Here is an 18,331-nt window from a genome sequence, read left to right as displayed (position 1 = left end):
TACTCTGACCCCATGGGAGTGCTGCGCTACTCGATCAACGTCACGCTCGACGGGTGCGTCGATCATCGCTCCGCGACGCCGGACGAGGAGCTCCACCGGCGTGCGGCGGAGTACATCGCACGAGCGGACGTCCTGCTGTTCGGTCGCGTCACGTACGAGATGATGCAGGATGCGTGGCGACCGCCCGCATCCGAGGCCCTCCCCGACTGGATGAAGCCGTTCGGCCGCACAATCGACGCCGCCCGCAAGTACGTCGTGTCGCGCACCTTGGAGGAGGTGGACTGGAACGCCGAGCTCGTGCGCGGCGACCTGGTCACCGCCGTGAAGGAGCTCAAGCGGGATGCGGACATCGCGACGGGCGGCGTGATGCTCCCCACCGCCCTCGCCGCGGCCGGCCTCATCGACGAGTACGAGTTCGTCGTGCATCCGCGTGTCGCCGGTCACGGCCCGAGGCTGTTCGACGGGCTGACTGCGCCGCTGGATCTGCGGCTCACCGAGCGGATCGAGTACGGCTCGGGTGCGGTGGCCTCTCGCTACGTCCCCCGTACTACAGCTCGGTGAGCCGACCGGCTTCGACGCGCCAATTGCGGTCGGTGTCGACGGCGGCGAGCATGCGGCGATCATGCGTCACGAGCAGGAGCGTCCCCTCGTAGGACTCGAGTGCCTGCTCGAGCTGCTCGATCGCGGGCAGATCGAGATGGTTCGTCGGCTCGTCGAGCACCAGAAGGTTCACGCCCCGCGCCTGCAGCAGCGCCATTCCGGCTCGCGTGCGCTCCCCCGGCGAGAGTTCGTCGACGGCGCGCGTGACGTGGTCGGCCTTCAATCCGAACTTCGCGAGCAGCGTGCGCACCTCGGCGGCGGCCATCTCCGGCACGAGGTCACCGAAAGCCTCGGCGAGCGGCCGGGTACCGGACAGGAGCGCCCGGGCCTGATCGATCTCACCGATCTGCACGTTGGCGCCGAGCGAGGCGCGCCCCGCATCCGGCGCCTGACGACCGAGCAGCCCTCGCAGGAGCGTCGACTTGCCGGCACCGTTGGGTCCGGTGATGCCGATGCGCTCACCCGCGTTGACCTGGAGCGAGATCGGGCCAAGAACGAAGTCGCCCTGGTGGAACTCTGCCTCCGACAGCGTCGCGACAACCGTGCTGGAGCGCGGCGCCGAGCCGATCGTGAACTCGAGCTGCCACTCCTTGCGCGGCTCCTCGACCTCCTCCAGGCGCGCGATGCGGCTCTCCATCTGACGCACCTTCTGCGCCTGCTTCTCGCTCGACTCCATCGACGCCTTGCGCTTGATCTTGTCGTTGTCGGGCGACTTCTTCATGGCGTTGCGCACGCCCTGGCTGGACCACTCCCGCTGCGTGCGGGCACGGGCGACGAGGTCCGCCTTCTTGTCGGCGAACTCGTCGTACTTCTCGCGCGCGTGCCGACGCACCGTCGCCCGCTCCTCGAGGTACGCGTCATAGCCGCCGCCGTAGAGCCGGTTGGCGTTCTGCGCGAGATCGAGCTCGAGCACCCGCGTGACGCACCGCGCGAGGAACTCCCGGTCGTGACTGACGAGCACCACGCCGCCACGCAGACCCCGCACGAACGTCTCGAGCCGTTCGAGGCCGTCCAGGTCGAGATCGTTGGTCGGCTCGTCCAGCAGCACGATGTCGAAGCGGCTGAGCAGAAGGGCTGCAAGGCCCACGCGCGCCGCCTGCCCACCCGAGAGCGAGGTCATGAGCGCGTCGGCGTCGAGCTGGAGCCCGAGGTCGGCCAGCACCGCCGGCACGCGCTCCTCGAGGTCGGCCGCGCCGCTCGCGAGCCAGCGCTCGAGAGCCGTGGCGTAGGCGTCGTCGGCTCCTACGGCGTCCGGGTCGGCGAGAGCGGCGGCGGCCGCATCCATCTGCACGCTCGCCTGGGCGCAGCCGGTGCGACGCGCGATGTACGCCGACACGGTCTCGCCGGCCACGCGCTCGTGCTCCTGCGGCAGCCAGCCCACGAAGGCGTCAGCGGGCGCGAGCGAGACGCTGCCGCCCTGCGGCTGGTCGACGCCCGCCAGCAGACGCAGCAGCGTGGACTTGCCGGCGCCGTTGGCGCCGACCACGCCGATCACGTCACCGGGGGCGACCGTCAGCTCGACGCCCTCGAAGAGCGTGCGGTGGCCGTAGCCGCCGGCGAGCTGATGGGCGACGAGGGTTGCGGTCATCCCTCGATTCTCGCAGGCGGACGTGCGTCAGTCCGGCACCGCGTCGCGGGCGCGCTCCGCCTTGTTCGCGGCGGCCTTCGCGGCGGATGCGGCCTCCCGCAGCCGTTCTTCGAGACGGGCGAGCTCCGCATCCGCCGCATCCGCGTCCGACTGGAGCCGCTCGAGCTGCGCGCGCACCTCGGCGGTCCGCTCGTGAACCAGGTCGGCGTGCTCTCGCGCCTTCCGCTCGGCGGCCTCGGCGGCAACCCTCTCCCGCTCGGCGGCCGTCGCGGTGCGCTCCGCATCCCTCGCCGCGCGCTCCGCGGCCTTGCGCGCACGACGCACGGCGAGCTCGTCCGGATCGGACGCGGAGCGCTCGTGCGTCTCGCCGGGCGGAGAGCCCGCGACGACGTCCGCCGCGTCGAACTCGTCGAGCGCTCCGAGACCCAGCGGCCTGCGGAGGCGACCCGTGAGGACGGCGGCAGCGGCGCGCGCATCCATGACGGCCGCATTGATCGTCTGAGCGACGGCCTCGCGAGCGGAGTCGGCGAGCGGGTGCCCCGCCTCCGCGGCGAGGGCCGCTGCGCGGTTCGCCAGAGAGGCGACGAGCTGCTGCCGCTGCGCGCCGAGCCGGCGGAGCTCGGCCGCATCCAGATCGTCCTGCGCCTCGCGGAGCGCGGCAGCCAGTTCGACCGCCTCGGCCAGCTGCCCGTCGGCGACGAGGAGATTCACGGCCCACGCGGCGACGACCGGCTTGCGCAGGGCCTTGATGTGCACGGCATCGGCCGCATCCGCCGCCGCGGCCCGCTCGTCACGGGCGGCGGTGAACGCGTCGGGCGGCAGCCGGTACAGCGCGACGGCGACCTCGTCGACGAAGCTCCCGGATGCGGCGACCATGGGCCCATTCTGCCGCGGGGTCCGCCGCGCACCGGCCCGTTGCCCGCACGGCTCACCCCGGGGTCACGCGCGGACGGGCCACCATCCGGGCATCAGACGCAGCACGCGGGAGGCGGCGGCGTCCGCATCCGTGTCGTCTTCCTGCGTCCAGACGTCGAGGACGCCCACCAGAGCGCCGGCGATGAAAGCCGCGGCCTCGTCCTGGTCCCGCGCGGTACGCGGGGCTCCGACGACGCCGGATGCGGCGAAATGCTCCAGAGCGAGGTGCACCCGGTAGACGAGGCGCGTGCCGATCGCCGCGCGGAACGCACCGCGGGCGGAGGAGGCGAACAGGGCCCGGTAGACGGGACGCTGCTCCGCCAGCATCTCCAGCAGTCGGCGCATGGCCGCCAGGTACTCCCCCGCCGTCTCGACCGGATCGTCCGTCGCCGGGCTGACGGCGGCGAGCGCATCCAGATCGGCGCTGAAGGTGGCGACGGCGAATCGGTCGACGTCTTTGGCGTGCTTGTAGAAGGTGGTGCGGTGCACCCCGGCCTCACGGCAGAGCTCGGAGACCGAGATCGCGTCGAGGGACCGGTGTGCGAGCAAGCGCACCAGCGCCGCGCGCAAGGCGGCGCTGGTGCGGGCTTGCCGAGGATCGATCGTCACGCCTCGTAGTGTGCCAGCCCCGCGGTCTCTCCTCCGTCGGCGACGAACTCGGCGCCGGTCGAGAAGCTCGACTCGTCGCTCGCCAGGAACAGCACGAGGTTCGACAGCTCGATGGGCTCGCCGACGCGGTGCAGCGCAACGTGGTTCTGCGCCGTGTCGAGGCCGTCGGTCATGGGCGTGCGGATGACACCGGGATGGATGGAGTTCACCCGGATGTTGTAGCGCCCGAGGTCGAGCGCCGCGTTCTTCGTGAGCCCGCGCACGCCGAACTTCGCCGCGTTGTAGCCGGGCAGCGCCTCGTATCCCTGGAGGCCGGCCGTCGACGACACGTTGATGATCGACCCGGCGCCGCTGCGCTTGAGCGCCTCGATCGCCGCCTTGATGCCATAGAACACGCCGGTGAGGTTGATCGCGATGATCTGATCCCACTGCGCGAGCTCGTAGGTCTCGATGGATCCGAAGGTCGCGATACCCGCATTGTTGACGACGATGTCGAGACGACCGAATGCGCTCTCGGCGAGGGCGACGGCAGCATCCCAGTCCTCGTACTTCGTCACGTCCAGGTGCACGTAGCGTGCGGCCTCGCCGAGTTCTGCGACCAGAGACTCGCCTTCCGCATCCAGCAGATCACCGATGACCACCTGCGCGCCCTCCTGCACGAGCAGCCGTGCGTGCGAGGCTCCCATGCCTCGAGCGCCTCCGCTGATCAGCGCGACCTTTCCACTGACACGTCCCATGTGGAACTCCTTTCGACATACTTACGCTACATCTGTCGATTAGTCGCGGGGCCGAATCGTCCGAACTCCTGCAGAACCGGATACTGCTGCCACCGCGGCGCCGCACACGCACGGATTGCAGGAGTTCGGGCGTGGGACAGCCCTGCTCTCGGCGGCGAAGGGCGGGAACGACGAAGGGCCGGGCGTCCGCGGACACACCGGCCCTCATCGAGGTGTGCGGGATCAGTCCCAGTCGAGGTAGTCCTCGATCGCCCACGACACGGCCCCGGTGTGGGTAGCCGGGAACAGGTGCTTGCCGCCGTCGATGTTCACGACACTCACCAGCTCGGGGGCCGAGGCGCGCAGGTCCTCGCCGTTCGACGGGGGCGTGACGCGGTCGTCCGCGCCCTGCACCACGAGCACCGGAACGCCGGCCGCCGGCGCGGGGAGCTCGCCGAGCGCCTCACGCGCGGCGCGCTGCAGGCCGTCGACCTCCGCATCGCGAAGCTCTTCCGGGGCGTCGGAGAGGTCGAGCTCGTCGGAGCCGGCCGCCCCCTCGACCCCGAGCAGCAGCACACCGTTCACCCGGTCATGGTGGTCGATCGCGACCAGGCGCGCGACCGTGCCGCCGAAAGCGTGTCCGCCGACCCAGGCGTGGTCGATGCCGAGGTGATCGAGCACGTCAACGACGTCCTGGGCGAGCTCGTGCAGCGACACGGCCGCATCCGAGGGACGACGCGTACCGATGCGCACGACGCGGAAGTCCTCCTGCGCGACCGAGTGCCCGAGGGCCTCGAGGTAGCCGATGTTCAGGCCCTGCGCCGGCAGCAGCACCAGGCCGGGGCCGTCGCCCTCGACCGCGAACGGGATGGCGCGGCCGTCGGGCTCGAAGATCTGGGTGTCCGTCATGCGGGAGTCCTCTCGCGGAAGGCGGGATCGAGAAGGCGATCGGGAACCGGGGCACCGTGTGCCGCAGCGGTGATCGCCTCGGAGAATTTACCAGCCGCGGATGCGGCCGCCTCAGCGTCCGGCGCGGCGCAGCTGCCCGCCGACCACCACGAGCAGGGCACCCATGCCCGCAGCGAAGGCTGCGACGCCGTAGGCGAGCACCGAGGTGAACAACGAGGTGCGCAGAGCGGATGCGGTGGACAGAGCGGCGCTCTGCTTGCGCAGGTCCGCCTCCTCCTGGCTCCCCTTCTCGACCTTCTGCAGCGCCGCGCTGATGTCGGCATAGGTGCGACCACCGGCACCGCGCTCCGCGTTGCCCTTGATGACCTGCGCCTCGATGTAGGCGCTGACCGGTCCCTGTACGGGCGCCCCGGCGAGCGCGGGCGCGTTCGGCGGGACGGTGACCTTCTCGGCACGCAGCTGGCTCGTGACCGTGGCCCACGCCGCGGCGCCGACGGCGGCGAACAGCGTACCGGCGGCGACGGCGTAGCCGCCGGCGCGACGGACGGAGGAGAGGTCGGAGCGCGTGCTCATGCGGGTCCTTTCGACGGAGACGGTCGTATGCATCCTCGCAGGCCGATGGATGCGGCGCGCGAGCCGCGGCCGTGTGATTCGGCGGCTCGCCTGCGCCCACGACCTAGGACGACCACCCTGCGATCACATCGTGGACGAGGTTGACGAACCCGAAGACGGCCACTGCGGCGCCGAGAACCCACCACCAGTCCTCCTTCACCGACAGCCGGCGCCCCTGCCGCGCGACGCCGCGTCCGCTCCCGAACCCGTTGAGGATCTCGTCCGTGACGTCGGTCGAGCTCTCCAGGCGATCATCCCGCCAGCGTTCCCACCGCAGCAACCGTTGCGAGAGGACCTCCACGGTGGTCAGCAGCCGCTCCCACAGCGCCGGATCGAGGGTTGCGAGTCGGCCCGGGAAGTAGAGGAACAGGTGGTCATCGACGAGTTCGACATCGAGACGTGCGGCCTCGTCGACGAAGACCGCCATCACGTCGGGTGAGAAGAGATACAGCGCATCCCTCTCGTATCCCTTCGGGCAGTAGAGGGTGAAGAAGCGGTCGAAGTCGCCCTCGAGCGACAACCGCTGGTCCTTCGCGAACGCGATCGGCAGCCTCGGCCGACCGATCGCGTTGTTGCCGTGGGCGTCGAGCACGATGTGCGGCAATGCGATCGGAAGCCGGATCGCCGCGTACCCCCATCGATAGGTCGTCGTGCTCCTGCCCGAGCCCGTGGTGCACGTGTGATTGCCGATCTCCAGCGCGTACCCCGCACGCCGCCGGAGGATGTCAGTGACGAACGCGGACGACTGCCCCGGGCGCGTGAAGATCATCCCCGGCAGGGGCGGGGCCGACGCGTACGGCTCGTAGGTGAATCCATTGGCCTCGGCGAAGCCGTTCAGTCGGTACTGACGCACGCCCGATCTGCGGCGGATCGCGCGCGCGAACACCACGACGCCGATCACGGGTGGTATCGCGAGAGGGAAGAGGATGACGATCAGCTCCCCGTCGCCGTCCGCGAAGAACGACCCGTCGATGATCACCAGCCACATCACGAGCAGCGCCAGCGGGAAGACGATGAGAAGCACGACGCGCGCGAGGATGCCGGCCAACCGCGGACGAACGGTGGACGGAAGCGAGCGGCGGTAGTCGCGGAGCCGTCGACGATCGATCCGCGCGGTCAAGGGGGCGGTGTCGACGCTCACGCGCGCCATCCTAGGGTCACCGCGCCAGGGTGCACGCTCGCCCACTGATCGGCCTGTGGGATTCGCGGGATCAGGCCCCGCCCGGCGCGCTCGCCAGGATGCCGTCCACGATGGCGCGCGTCGCCCAGCGGGTGCGTTCCTCGGGGCTGCCCGCGGTGAACAGCGCCGCGCCGGCCGCGTGCAGCTCGGGATGGCGGTGCGGGTCGGCCGCATCCAGAATCTCTGCGAGATCCGACAACTCTTGTTCGCCGCCTGCGCGCGCCGCCCATTCCGCGGCGGATGCGGTGGCGTACTGCAGCAGCAGATCGACGCCGCGCGCCGCTCGCTCCCCCGTCACCCCCGCCGATCGCAGCAGACGCATGAGGAGTTCGAGCAGGTCGAGGTAGTGCGCACCATCGGGCCATGTCACCAGCGCCGCTGCGGCGAGTCCGGGCTGGCTCGCCAACAACCGCGCGTAGTCGTCGAGCACGCGCTCGAGGCGATCGCGCCACGGTTCGCTCTCCCCCCACGTGAGGTCGAGCTCACCGAGGTGACGATCGATCAAGAGGGCGTTCAGCTCCGTCGTGTTCTTCACGTAAACGTAGAGCGAGGCGGGACCGGTGTCGAGCTCGGACGCGAGCCTGCGCATCGTCAGCTTGGCCGCACCTTCCTTCTGCACCACAGCGACCGCGGCGTCGAGGATTGCCCCTCGGGAGAGCGGGGGCTTTGCAGGTCGGGCACGACGACTGACGGGCTCGGGTCGACTCATGGTCCGACTATACGCACTTGATCGTGACGAACATGTTCGTTACGATCGCGTTCGTCTCGATTGGAGCTCGCATGTCTCAGCCGCCCGTTTCCCCCACCCTGACCACGAAGGGCGTGTGGTTGACCCTTATCGTCGTCCTCCTCGCGGATGCGATGGACCTCGTCGATTCGACCATCACCAACATCGCCGCGCCCTCGATCGTCGCCGACCTCGGCGCCGACGAGAGCCTCATCAAGTGGCTGGGGGCCGCGTACGCGCTGGCGCTCGGCTCCCTTCTCGTGCTCGGAGGGAAGGTGGGAGACAAGTTCGGTCAACGCGGCACCTTCCTGATCGGAATGAGCGGGTTCATCGCCGCATCTGCTGTCGCCGGGCTCGCCCCTACGCCGGAGATGCTCGTCGCCGCACGCGTGGGTCAGGGCCTGTTCGGAGCGTTCCTCATCCCTCAGGGCATGGCGATCATGACGGCCACCTTCCCCAAGCCGATGCTGCAGAAGGCGTTCGGCGTCTTCGCTCCCATGCTCGGCGTCTTCGCGGTGGCAGGCCCCATCCTCGGGGGCCTGCTCATCGACGCGGATCTGTTCGGCCTGCAGTGGCGACCGGTCTTCCTCATCAACCTCGTCCTGGGTGCGATCGCGCTGGTCATGGCGGTGAAGTATCTGCCCCACGTTCCCGCGCGACCGGCAACCCGCATCGACGTATGGGGCAGCGTCCTGCTCGTGGTCTCGCTGTTCGCCATCCTGTTCGGCCTCATCGAGGGGTCCAGCGAGGGTTGGAGCATGCTCGCGCTCGTGTCGATCGGCGCCGGCGCGGTCGTCTTCGCCGGCTTCGTATGGCGGCAGGCCACCACCTCTGAGCCGCTGCTGGCTCGCAGTCTGCTCGCGAACCGCGGATTCACCGCGGGTCTGATCGTCGGTCTGCTCGTCTTCGCCGCCTTCAGCGGACTGATGTACGTCATCTCGCTGTTCTTCCAGTTCAGCCTCGGCTACACCCCGACCCAGACCTCGCTCAGCCTCATCCCGCTCACGATCGGCATCATGGGAGGCTCCGGCGTCGCCGCGGCTCTCATCGTCACGCTCGCCCGGAAACTCGTCGTCCTCGGCCTGGTGGCCGTGCTCGCCGGAGTCGGCCTCATGCTCCTGTTCGTCACGGTCGCCGGCACCGGTGTGGCGTGGTGGCAGCTCGCCGTATCGACGCTGTTCATGGGCATCGGGGCGGGAATCTGTTTCAGCTCGATCTTCAACACCGCGCTCGGCGACGTCGACGCGCAGGATGCGGGATCGGCAAGCGGATCGCTGAGCGCCGTGCAGCAGGTCGCGAACGGCATCGGATCGGCACTCGTCACGAGCATCTTCCTCACGCTCCTACCCGCCGGGGACATCGGCGCCGTCTCGGTGACGCTCCTGGCGCTGCTGGGCGTGGTCGCGGTCTGCCTGCTGGCGGTGCCGCTCCTCCCGCGGACAGCCGTCGCCGAGGTGGAGTGAAGCTGGTGGATCAGGGAGCGTCGACGGCCCGGCGATCACCGCGCGTCGACGGTGCGCTGACGACCAGGAAACGGACGTCCGCGGGCCCGGGGTTCGCGAAGCGATGCGGGAGACCCGCCGGAACCTCGACGCCCTCACCCGCCGAGAACTCGACGGTCCCGTCCGCTGTGTGCAGATGCGCGCGGCCTTCGAGGACATAGAAGAACTGCCGCGCGGTGTCGTGGACATGCCACTGCTCCCCCGAGCCCGGGGGCACCCGTTCCTCGATCACCGAGAGCCCGGGACCGTCGACCAGGCGCCATCCCTCGGACACCTCGCCCCAGATGTAGTGTGCGGCGGTCTCCCGGCTGGTCGGATTCAGCTTCTCCCCCGTCATGAGGCACCGATGACCATGAGCCGGTCGGGGTCGGGGAACGGCGCGAAACCCACGCGGGCGTAGAGCTCGTGCGCGTCGAGGGTCGAGAGCATGAGGCGTTTCAGGCCGAGCGGGCGCACCGCATCCACCACGGCGGAGGCCAGGGCCTTCCCGAGTCCGCGACCCCGTGCCTCGGGTGCGACGTACACGTCGCACAGCCACCCGAAGGTCACACCGTCGGTGATGAGACGGGCGTAGCCGACCTGCGCACCCGTCGGGTCGTACACGCCGAAGTTGACCGATGCGGCGGCCGCGCGCTGGACGACGTCGAACGAGCGCCCGATCGCCCAGAACGCGTCGGTCGACAACCACTCGTGCACCCGCTTCAGGTCGATGCGGTCGTGGTCGGTGTCGATCTCGTAGGCGTCCGGGAGCGGGATGCGGACGCGAGGGATGAGGGCGTCTGTGCTCATCGATCAGCTCCGCGGCCGGGCTGGTTCCAGCGGGATGCTGTCCGTTGCGCCGTCGGGCGAAGCGACCTCCCAGCGGATGCCTGCGGGGTCAGCGGGCACGAGCGGGGCGAGCCACTCGGCGGCCAGTTCGACGAGCACCTCTTCGAGCTCGTCGAACGTCCATTCCTCGGGCCGCTCGGGAACATCGGGTTCCCAGGCGGTCTCACCCCAGACGACGTCGAACACGCCCCGCTCGTCGTCGAAGCGTCGGTCGAGGGCGAAGCCGTCCGGCCCGTCGAAGCGGGCCATGATCGTGAAAGGACCCTCCGCATCCTGTTCGAGGAACACCTCGATCACGATGTCGTGGCGGCCCTGTGCCGCGTCGGCCATGCGCTGCAGCACGTGCGCCGCGCGCTCGGATTCAGCCGAGAGCAGCGGACGCAGCCGGGAACGGTAGTCGTCACTCACGCAGCCAGCGTAGGGCCATCGCCGGGCCGGATGCGCTCTGGCCGGAAGCCGTAGCCGACCAGGCGCGGCAGCAGACGTCGCGCGATCGGGATCATGATCCGCAGCACGATCCGCTCCGGGCGCGTCGGCGGATTGTGCAGGATGTGGTCCCGCGGGCGTCCGATCACACGGTGCACGACCTGCTGGAGCCGCTGCATCGCACGAGTGGGGAGGGATCTGCGGCGCTGCAGCGCGGCACATGCCCGGTCGATGGCGGCGGGGCCGTCGCCGAGCGCGGGGACGAGGAGTCGGGCTGCGGCGACAGCATCCTGGATCGCATAGTTGATGCCGACGCCGAACGCCGGCGACATGGCGTGTGCCGCATCGCCGATGAAGAGGAGACCGGGCTGCCACCAGCGCCGCAGGTGGTTGGTCTCGACCGAGAGCAGCTTGACGTCATCGAAGGACGCGACGGCACCCAGCTCGGACGCGATCGGCGGCGCGGCCCGCGCCACCCGCATCCGGAACGCATCGATGCCGTCCTTGCGGATCGCCCCGAACGAGCCCTTGCCCACCACGAGCCCGCACTGGAAGTACCCCGGCCGCGGGATCGTGACGAGCATGCCGCTGCCCGAGAGCCACGCGAGCGTGTCGGGCACGGATGTCGCGGGTTCGGGCACGCGGAACCACAACACGTCGATGCCGACGCCCGTCGCCACCGGGACCACGCCGACCGCATCGCGCAGCGTCGAGCCACGGCCGTCGGCGGCGACGACGAGCGCGGCGTCGACGCGGAGGGGCCCGTCATCTGTCGTGGCGTGAACGCCGGTCACGCGCGAGCCCGTGCGCACGACATCCGTCACGTCCGCATCCATCAACAGCGTGAAGCTCGGTTCGCGGCGGGCGGCATCGGCGAGAAGGTCGAGCAGATCCCACTGCGGCATGAGCGTCAGGATGCGGTTGGCACCGCGGAGGGTGCGGAAGTCGATCGCGTGCACCCGCACGCCGTTCACCACCGCGTCGAGGGCGTCGAGCGGACGGTGCTCGATGGCATCGAAGCCCTGACGCAGGCCGAGCGCATCGATGATGTCGAGGGTCGACGGATGCACCGTGTCGCCGCGGAAGTCGCGGAAGAAGTCCGCGTGCTTCTCGAGCACGACGACCTCGACCCCGGCGTGGGCGAGGAGCAGCCCGAGCATGATGCCGGCCGGACCTCCCCCGCCGATGCAGATCTGGGTGCGGAGGGTGCGCATGCGCTCAGTGTCTCGGATGCGAGGCTCCGAGGCCAGGGTCAGGTGAGGCGTTCGAACACCATGGTCGCCTGGATGCGATCGCCGCCGCCGATTCCCTTGCTGCCCGAAGACGCGGTGGTGATCGTATGCAGGCGATAGCCCAGCGCCGCTTGCTTGTTGATCGCCTTCTCGAGTTCTGTGAGGTTTCCGGAGCCCGTGCCCCACAGCTTCTCCTTCAGGATGACCTCCAGGACCACGTAATTCATGCCGGTGGGCGCCGGGCGAGGCTGGCCCCCGGAGACGGCGTCGGCCTGGATGCGGTCGATCATGCCGGCGACTCCCGGCGCGGGCGGCGGTGGCGGCTGCACCGTGTCGGTCCACGCCGACCCGTCCCACCACCGCTTCGTGCCCGTGCCGTCGTCGTCGTACCATCCAGCCTGGGTATCTGCCATGCGCTCCCCCGTCGTCATCGACCTTCATCGCCGATCATGGCGCGAGGGAGAGTGCCGACGCCGGTCCGGCGCGCCGTTGAAATGGGCTGCGAGCGAGCCCGAGATCAGCCTGGAGCGAGCAGGTGCGCGGTGGGCCGGTAGTCGATCTTCCAGTCGACGTAGACGCCGGCAACGCCGTCGGCGGTGCAGCGCAGACCGACGGACACCCACCTCACCTCGCGGTCGGAGTCGAGAGCGAAGCCGACGGCCACGCGGAACTCGCCGTTGCCGCAGGAGCATTCAGCCTGTCGCACCTCCTCGACGTCGTCGAAGTGGTCATCCGAGTCGGCGAGCGCGGCCTCCTCTTCGCAGACGGCGCAGATCGTCGCCGCGACTCCGATCTCGTCCTCCAGCACGACGGCGAACGTCTCGTTCCCGCAAGTGCAGACGGAGAACACGACGGTGTCGACGGCGTATCCGCCCGCAGAGAACTCCTCGATGGATCGGCGCAGTTCTTCGCGCTCTCGCGGTGCCGTGCTCATGCGGCGACCCTACCGGCGTGCGGCAGTTCAGGTGCCCAGACCCCCTCGTGGGCGAGACCGTCGGCGCGCGATGATGGGGTCCATGCCCGCACGCCGCCATCCCGACGTCACAGCGCTCGAACTGGTCGGCGGGCCGGAACCCGTGACCGTCGGTATCCACGACTACGACCCGAGTTGGCCCGCAGCGTTCGCGGAGCACCGCGCCCGCATCCGTCTCGCGCTCGCAGACCAGCACGTCGAGATCGCGCACATCGGCTCGACATCCGTGCCGGGTCTCGCCGCGAAGCCCATCATCGACGTCCTCGTCGCCGTCGACGACATCACTGCGGAAGAGGACTACCTCGACCCGCTCCTCGCTGCCGGGTACGAGCTACGTGTGCGCGAGCCCGGTCACCGCCTGGTCCGCACGCCCGAGCGGGATGTCCACGTGCACGTCTACGAGCACGACGCCCGCGCCGTAGACGAGTACCTCCTGCTGCGCGACCGGCTGCGAACGGATGCGGCGGATCGTGCGCTGTACGAGGGGACCAAGCGCGAGTTGATGCAGCGCAGCTGGGACGACATGAACGCCTATGCGGACGCGAAGACCGCCGTCATCGAGGCGATCAAGGAGCGCGCCCGGGCGGAGCTTGGCCGGTCGTGAGACAGGATGCGGCTCGGCTCCCTCAGGAGGGGGCGGACGCCTCGGATTCGCTGCGTTCGAAGAACTCGACGAACTCGCGGAGCTCATCGAGTTCGGGCAGGTCGACCCAGAGCCGGATTCCCCCGTCCTTGGTGCCGGCGCCGTTGACCACGGCGGCGCCACCGAGACGATCGATCAGCGGCCCCGCATCGCGCGCCACCGCGTCCGGGAGGTAGCCCACACCCCGGCCGTTGGAGGCGACCGAGACTCCGCCACGGTCGCGGCGGGATTGCTGCGCGCGGCGCAGGACATAGGTGCGTCGCTCGTCGCCGTGACGCTCACGGTCGTTCACGATGTAGTGCGTCCGCTCCAGAGCCACCGGCCGGGAGGGCAGTCGGCGCAGGTCGGGCAGGTCACCGTGCGCTCTTACGCGTCCTGTAGTGACGTGGAGCAGCTGTTCCCACCATGCGGGCATGTGATCTCTCCTCGGTTCGACATGCCGTCACCGAGGCGGAGCACTCCCCTACTGTGTCACGTCCCGCTGGGTACGCCCTGACCGCCGGACCACCCTGACAGACAAGATCGCGCGTCGACCGGAAGCACGATTCTCTGCCGATGTATCCGAATCGACCCGCTGAGCCCAGAAGGCGCGTACGGTGGGCGACATGTGGACAGTTCTTCTCATCTTGCTGGTCGTGTGGGTGGTGCTGTCGATCGTGGGTTTCGCATTCGAGGGGCTGCTCTGGCTCGGCGTCATCGGAGTCGTGCTCTTCGTCGGCACGCTCATCTTCGGCATCATCCGTCAACGCTCGCGTCGTAACCGCGTCTGACCCGTCTCGTCAGGCCGACGGAGCGATCTGGCTGCGCTGCTCGATGAGCGGGCAGCTGAAGACGTCGCGTTCGCCCAGCCCGACGCGGTTGATGTAGCGCACGACGATCGCGTAGGACGCGAACAGTCCCGTCTGCACGTACGGCACGCCGTGCGCACGGCAGTACTCGGCGATCAGCGGCGCGGCTTTGCGCAGGTGCGGACGCGGCATCGACGGGAACAGATGGTGCTCGATCTGATAGTTCAGCCCACCCATTGCTGTATCGAGGACGCGGTTCCCGCGGATGTTGCGACTCATCATCGCTTGGCGGCGCAGGAAGTCGATCGTTGCGTCACGCGCGACGATCGGCATCCCCTTGTGGTTCGGGGCGAAGGAGATGCCCATGTAGAACCCGAAGAGCCCGAGCTGCACCGCGAGGAAGACGAACGCGACACCGGGCGAGAGCACGAGAAACACGAGCAGGGGAAACCCGAGTAGGCGTACCGCGAGAAAGCCGATCTCCACCCATCGCCGGTGCAGTCGCCCTCGCTGAGCAACGCGCGCGACGCCGGATGCATGCAGCGACACTCCTTCGAGGAGCAGGATCGGGAAGAAGAACATGCCCTGGTGCGCGCGGAGCCAGGTCAGGACGACACCTCGAGGAGCGCGCTTCTCCGGCGCGACCACGATCACGGGCAGCTCGATGTCGGGGTCCGCCCCGAGCTTGTTCGGGTTCGCATGGTGGCGGGTGTGTTTGTGCTGCCACCAGCCGTAGCTCATGCCGACCAGAAGATCGCCGAGCACGAGACTCACCCAGTCGTTCCATTTGCCCGAGTCGAAGATCTGTCGATGCGCCGAGTCATGACCGAGGAAGGCGATCTGCGTGAACAGTATCGCCAGGAACGCCGCCGTGAACAGTTGCCACCAGGTGTCACCGATCCACACGAACAGCAGAAGGCTGGCGGCCAGCGACAAGGGCAGCCCGATCAGCTTCGTCCAGTAGTACCCGTATCGTCGCCTGAGCAGTCCGCGTTCACGCACCATCTGCGCGAGGGCGGTGAACTCGCTCGCGCCGCGAGCAGCGCGAGCGGTTCGGGGCGTCGTCGCGCGGAACTCGTTCATCGCCCTCGCCGCTCCCCCTCGTCACGAGCGCGGCATGCGCTCGTGACCTCCCTCGCCGTCCCACTCGGACAGCTGTGCCGCATCCGCGTCCGCCTGACCGGAGGGTTGGAAGTGCACCGACTCGGCGAGAGCCACCACGGCGGCTGCTCGCGTGTGCTCGTGGTCGGCCGCGTTCTTCACCTGCACTTCCGCCGCGTCGCGCACGGCACGCACACGCTCGCTGATCTCGACCAACCGGTCCATCAGGACGGCGGCGAGCCCGTCACGCAGTTCCTGGAGGTTCGTGTTGGCGATTTCGAGCCGCCGATCCGAGACCGTGACCTCCACCGTCGGGTAGCCGGCCCTCGTGAGGAAGTCCCGGGTCTCCCCGTCGAGGATCGCCGCCACCTCGTCTTTCTGGGGGCGCCGCGTGAACACCGTCTCCACGGTGTAGCGCTCCGGGGCGTCATCGGTCATCAGAGCCGCAGGCAGCGAACCCACGAGCACCGATCCCAAGCCCAGCGTGGTGGCGTCTGCGCCGCCCGTTCGTGTCTGTGTCTCCATAGCCGGACGTTACGCCTGCCACATGTGCGCCTCACAGGTTGGGTGAAACGTGGGCGCGCCGCGCGGACCGGGATCACATATCTTGTGGATGTGACCGGCAGATGGGTGCGACGCGTGCTCGTCGTCGAGGACCAGGCAGCCATGCGGCTTCTCGTTTGCGAGACGCTGAACCAGCACGGGTTCGAGACCCGCGGAGCCGAGAGCGCGGCGGAGGCGACGCGCCTGTTCGCCGAGTTCGATCCCGACGTGCTCCTCGCCGACATCGATCTCGGTTCCCGTCCGTCCGGCGCCGAGCTGGCAGCAGGGCTCGTGGCGCTCGCGCCCCACCTCGGAGTCGTCTTCCTCAGCAGCTATCCGCGCGCCGCAGCGGGCGCGACGGCGATGGGCGTGTCGGGTGCGATGTTCGTCTCCAAGCTCGCCTTGGCCTCCACCGCCGAGCTCGTCGACGCTGTCGAGGCGGTCATGTCGACGCAGTCGCCCACGGATCCCGCGACCCGAGAGCGCGAGGACGCGCTGAGCCGGCTGACCCGGCATCAGCTCGAGACGCTCTCGATGGTGGCGCGCGGCTGGTCCAACGACCAGATCGCAGCGCGGTCTCAGACGTCTGTGCGCGCGGTCGAGCGATCGATCAGCCGCATCTTCGAGCGTCTCGGTCTGACCGGCGACCCGGCGCTGAGCCCCCGGGTTGCCGCCGCCGCACTGTACGTGGCCGCGTTCGGGCCCGTGCGGTGAATCGCCTCGCCCGCGCCGCGCGGGATGCGCTCCGCTCCGGACGCTTCGTGTCGCGCTGGACGTTCCTCGTCGCGGGGATGCTGTCGGTCACCGTGATGAGCCCGGCTCCGACGAGCATCGGCGTCGGAGCGATCGGTGCCGCGTCGGCCTCGACCTCCGTGTTGCTCGCCGGTCTCCTCGCCACCGCGATCGGCGAGCGCCGAGTGTCGCGCCGCTGGCGGCCCTGGATCGTGATGACCGGCGTTCTGGCCTCCGCGATACTCCGACCCCTCGCGTACGACGCCGTGGCCGACGCGCTCGGCGCCTCTGCGCCGCCCGCGTGGCAGCTGCCCTTCCGCCTGCTGACGAACGCGACGGTCTGGACGGCCTCGCTGACGGGTATCGCGATCCTCACCACGCATGTCGCCCGGCTGCGTCTGACGAACGCTCGCCTCCTGTCGGTGCAGCACGCCCTCTCGCACTCCAGAGAGGATGCCGACGCCTTCGAGAGCGCGGCCCATGAACTCGTGCGGGCGGCGAGCGAGGAGCTGAGAGGTGAACTCCGTGGGCTTGCCGCCGATCAGCGCGGCCCGGAATCGCTGCGCGCGTTCAGCGATGACAGCGTGCGACGGTGGAGCCGTCGCCTGACGGATCTCGCCGCAACGCCTGCGGAGCCCGTCATCGTCGCGCCGATCGATCACGTTCGGATGCGGCCCGCGCTGCGACTGCCTCCCCCCGGCGTCGTGGCCCTCGTCTACGCCCTCTGCGTGCTGCCGTACGCACTGCGTACCGTTCCTGCGCTGCAGGTGATGACAGGAGTGGCATTACTCGGCGCAGGGGCGGTCCTCGCCGACGGCGTGCCGCGACTGCGCGCCCTCCGCCGACGCCGCATCCCCGCCTTCCTCACGATCGGAGCGGTCGTGGGGGTCTGTCTGGGCGCGTTGGCGTGGACGCAGGGGATTCCGCTTCCCCTGTCGGCCGTTCCGGTTCTGGCTTATCCCGCCCTCGCGGCGGCCTGCGCGCTGTGCGCCGGCACCGCCTCCGCGCTCAGGGTCGAGGAGCGGCGGCTGACCGCGACCGTGCGCGTCTCGCAGCGGATCGGACGCGTGGGGACGTCGGCTGCACGAGCCGCACTGGAGGACGCGGCGCGAGAACTACACCGCGACGCGCAGGGCGCGTGCGTTCGCACGCTCGCCGCAACGGATCGCTGGACGCCGACGACTCTGCGCGCGGTGCACGACGACGTCGATCCCCTGCTCGCCGGTCTCCCCGAGGTCTTCGAGCGGCCGCGCGACGGAGCGTCCATCCAGGCGCTGTTCGACCTCGTCGAGACGTGGCGCCCTGCTGTCGACGTCCGCATGCGGATGAGCTCCGACGCGCGGACGGCTCTCGACGCATCGGCCGCTGCGCGCGACGACGTGTTCGAGATCGTTGCGGAGGGGCTGCTGAACGCCGTCAAGCACAGCGTTCCCGCCGCGGCCACCATCGATCTGGACGTCGTCGCGACGGGCGCGGGCCCCCGCCTGCGGGTGCAGGTGCGATCGCCCGGGCGCCTGCCACGCGGAGCGTCGCTGCGCAGGTCCTCGGCCGCTCGTGGACGCGGCGCGCGGTTACGAGCCGACGGGTCGGGAGCGCTCCTGGAGGCGGTGATCGATACCGGCGCGGCACCTTCTGTCGTGTCCACCGAACATCCGCCTCACGCGCAGACGTCCACGTCGTAACGTCTGCAGTCGCCGGTCCGCGGCA

At 69.7% G+C, this 18,331-nt stretch carries 23 protein-coding genes; 6 read left to right on the top strand and 17 right to left on the bottom strand.

Annotated features, from left to right (window positions below; genetic code table 11):
* Positions 1–12: 12 nt before the first annotated feature.
* Positions 13–561, top strand: coding sequence for a dihydrofolate reductase family protein (locus tag QE374_RS15310; protein ID WP_309736271.1), 549 nt, complete (start codon positions 13–15; stop codon positions 559–561).
* Here the strand turns inward: QE374_RS15310 and abc-f are convergent.
* The 8 genes from abc-f to QE374_RS15270 form a co-directional block, all read right to left on the bottom strand.
* Positions 548–2,188, bottom strand: a complete 1,641-nt coding sequence (gene abc-f, locus QE374_RS15305) for a ribosomal protection-like ABC-F family protein (protein ID WP_309736269.1) — start codon at positions 2,186–2,188, stop codon at positions 548–550. The two genes, QE374_RS15310 and abc-f, sit on opposite strands and share 14 nt — an antisense overlap.
* 27 nt (positions 2,189–2,215) lie before the next feature.
* Positions 2,216–3,064, bottom strand: coding sequence for a transposase (locus QE374_RS15300; protein ID WP_309736267.1), 849 nt, complete (start codon positions 3,062–3,064; stop codon positions 2,216–2,218).
* Positions 3,065–3,127: 63 nt separating this feature from the next.
* Positions 3,128–3,712 (bottom strand): TetR/AcrR family transcriptional regulator, encoded by a 585-nt coding sequence (locus tag QE374_RS15295; RefSeq protein WP_309736266.1) that lies wholly within the window; start codon positions 3,710–3,712, stop codon positions 3,128–3,130.
* Entirely contained in the window at positions 3,709–4,449 is a 741-nt protein-coding gene (locus tag QE374_RS15290; protein ID WP_309736265.1) for an SDR family oxidoreductase, read from the bottom strand. Before QE374_RS15290 ends, QE374_RS15295 begins: the two co-directional genes overlap by 4 nt.
* A 222-nt stretch (positions 4,450–4,671) precedes the next feature.
* Positions 4,672–5,337, bottom strand: a complete 666-nt coding sequence (locus QE374_RS15285; RefSeq protein WP_309736263.1) for an alpha/beta hydrolase — start codon at positions 5,335–5,337, stop codon at positions 4,672–4,674.
* A gap of 111 nt (positions 5,338–5,448) precedes the next feature.
* A complete protein-coding gene (locus QE374_RS15280) occupies positions 5,449–5,910 on the bottom strand; it encodes an aromatic ring-opening dioxygenase LigA (RefSeq protein WP_309736261.1) in 462 nt (153 codons plus the stop codon).
* Positions 5,911–6,013: 103 nt separating this feature from the next.
* Positions 6,014–7,090, bottom strand: coding sequence for a hypothetical protein (locus QE374_RS15275; protein WP_309736259.1), 1,077 nt, complete (start codon positions 7,088–7,090; stop codon positions 6,014–6,016).
* A 70-nt stretch (positions 7,091–7,160) separates the two neighbouring features.
* Positions 7,161–7,838: a TetR/AcrR family transcriptional regulator gene (locus QE374_RS15270; RefSeq protein ID WP_309736258.1), complete on the bottom strand. Its 678-nt coding sequence runs from the start codon at positions 7,836–7,838 to the stop codon at positions 7,161–7,163.
* 71 nt (positions 7,839–7,909) lie between these two features.
* Between QE374_RS15270 and QE374_RS15265 the strand changes: the two genes are divergently transcribed.
* Positions 7,910–9,319: an MFS transporter gene (locus QE374_RS15265; protein ID WP_309736257.1), complete on the top strand. Its 1,410-nt coding sequence runs from the start codon at positions 7,910–7,912 to the stop codon at positions 9,317–9,319.
* A 10-nt stretch (positions 9,320–9,329) separates the two neighbouring features.
* Here QE374_RS15265 and QE374_RS15260 read toward each other — a convergent pair whose 3' ends face one another.
* From QE374_RS15260 to QE374_RS15235, 6 genes are all read right to left on the bottom strand, one after another.
* The gene (locus QE374_RS15260; RefSeq protein WP_309736256.1) at positions 9,330–9,695 is read right to left on the bottom strand and encodes a cupin domain-containing protein; all 366 of its coding nucleotides are present in this window, start codon (positions 9,693–9,695) and stop codon (positions 9,330–9,332) included.
* On the bottom strand, positions 9,692–10,147 hold the full coding sequence (locus QE374_RS15255; protein ID WP_309736255.1) for a GNAT family N-acetyltransferase: 456 nt from the start codon (positions 10,145–10,147) through the stop codon (positions 9,692–9,694). The genes QE374_RS15260 and QE374_RS15255 overlap by 4 nt, the downstream gene beginning before the upstream one ends.
* A gap of 3 nt (positions 10,148–10,150) precedes the next feature.
* Positions 10,151–10,594, bottom strand: a complete 444-nt coding sequence (locus QE374_RS15250) for a DUF6389 family protein (protein WP_309736254.1) — start codon at positions 10,592–10,594, stop codon at positions 10,151–10,153.
* Positions 10,591–11,826 (bottom strand): FAD-dependent oxidoreductase, encoded by a 1,236-nt coding sequence (locus QE374_RS15245; protein ID WP_309736252.1) that lies wholly within the window; start codon positions 11,824–11,826, stop codon positions 10,591–10,593. Before QE374_RS15245 ends, QE374_RS15250 begins: the two co-directional genes overlap by 4 nt.
* Before the next feature lie 38 nt (positions 11,827–11,864).
* On the bottom strand, positions 11,865–12,257 hold the full coding sequence (locus QE374_RS15240; RefSeq protein ID WP_309736250.1) for a DUF2510 domain-containing protein: 393 nt from the start codon (positions 12,255–12,257) through the stop codon (positions 11,865–11,867).
* A 104-nt stretch (positions 12,258–12,361) separates the two neighbouring features.
* The gene (locus tag QE374_RS15235; RefSeq protein ID WP_309736248.1) at positions 12,362–12,778 is read right to left on the bottom strand and encodes a hypothetical protein; all 417 of its coding nucleotides are present in this window, start codon (positions 12,776–12,778) and stop codon (positions 12,362–12,364) included.
* 82 nt (positions 12,779–12,860) lie between these two features.
* Between QE374_RS15235 and QE374_RS15230 the strand changes: the two genes are divergently transcribed.
* Positions 12,861–13,421, top strand: coding sequence for a GrpB family protein (locus QE374_RS15230; RefSeq protein WP_396653340.1), 561 nt, complete (start codon positions 12,861–12,863; stop codon positions 13,419–13,421).
* Between the two features lie 22 nt (positions 13,422–13,443).
* Here the strand turns inward: QE374_RS15230 and QE374_RS15225 are convergent, their stop codons facing one another.
* Positions 13,444–13,875, bottom strand: coding sequence for a hypothetical protein (locus QE374_RS15225; RefSeq protein ID WP_309736246.1), 432 nt, complete (start codon positions 13,873–13,875; stop codon positions 13,444–13,446).
* A gap of 190 nt (positions 13,876–14,065) precedes the next feature.
* On the opposite strand from QE374_RS15225, the gene QE374_RS15220 reads away from it, so the two are divergent.
* Positions 14,066–14,230 (top strand): hypothetical protein, encoded by a 165-nt coding sequence (locus tag QE374_RS15220; RefSeq protein ID WP_309736244.1) that lies wholly within the window; start codon positions 14,066–14,068, stop codon positions 14,228–14,230.
* Between the two features lie 9 nt (positions 14,231–14,239).
* Here the strand turns inward: QE374_RS15220 and QE374_RS15215 are convergent, their stop codons facing one another.
* Positions 14,240–15,331: an acyl-CoA desaturase gene (locus tag QE374_RS15215; RefSeq protein ID WP_309736243.1), complete on the bottom strand. Its 1,092-nt coding sequence runs from the start codon at positions 15,329–15,331 to the stop codon at positions 14,240–14,242.
* Positions 15,332–15,352: 21 nt separating this feature from the next.
* Positions 15,353–15,874 carry a hypothetical protein gene (locus QE374_RS15210; RefSeq protein WP_309736241.1) on the bottom strand — a complete coding sequence of 174 codons (522 nt, stop codon included), beginning with the start codon at positions 15,872–15,874 and terminating at the stop codon, positions 15,353–15,355.
* Positions 15,875–15,964: 90 nt separating this feature from the next.
* Between QE374_RS15210 and QE374_RS15205 the strand changes: the two genes are divergently transcribed.
* Positions 15,965–16,606 (top strand): response regulator transcription factor, encoded by a 642-nt coding sequence (locus QE374_RS15205; RefSeq protein ID WP_309736239.1) that lies wholly within the window; start codon positions 15,965–15,967, stop codon positions 16,604–16,606.
* Positions 16,603–18,306 carry a hypothetical protein gene (locus QE374_RS15200; protein WP_309736237.1) on the top strand — a complete coding sequence of 568 codons (1,704 nt, stop codon included), beginning with the start codon at positions 16,603–16,605 and terminating at the stop codon, positions 18,304–18,306. The genes QE374_RS15205 and QE374_RS15200 overlap by 4 nt, the downstream gene beginning before the upstream one ends.
* Positions 18,307–18,331: the final 25 nt, after the last annotated feature.

This window comes from Microbacterium sp. SORGH_AS_0428, assembly GCF_031453615.1.
GTDB lineage: Bacteria > Actinomycetota > Actinomycetes > Actinomycetales > Microbacteriaceae > Microbacterium.
This window is presented reverse-complemented; position numbering and strand designations above follow the sequence as displayed.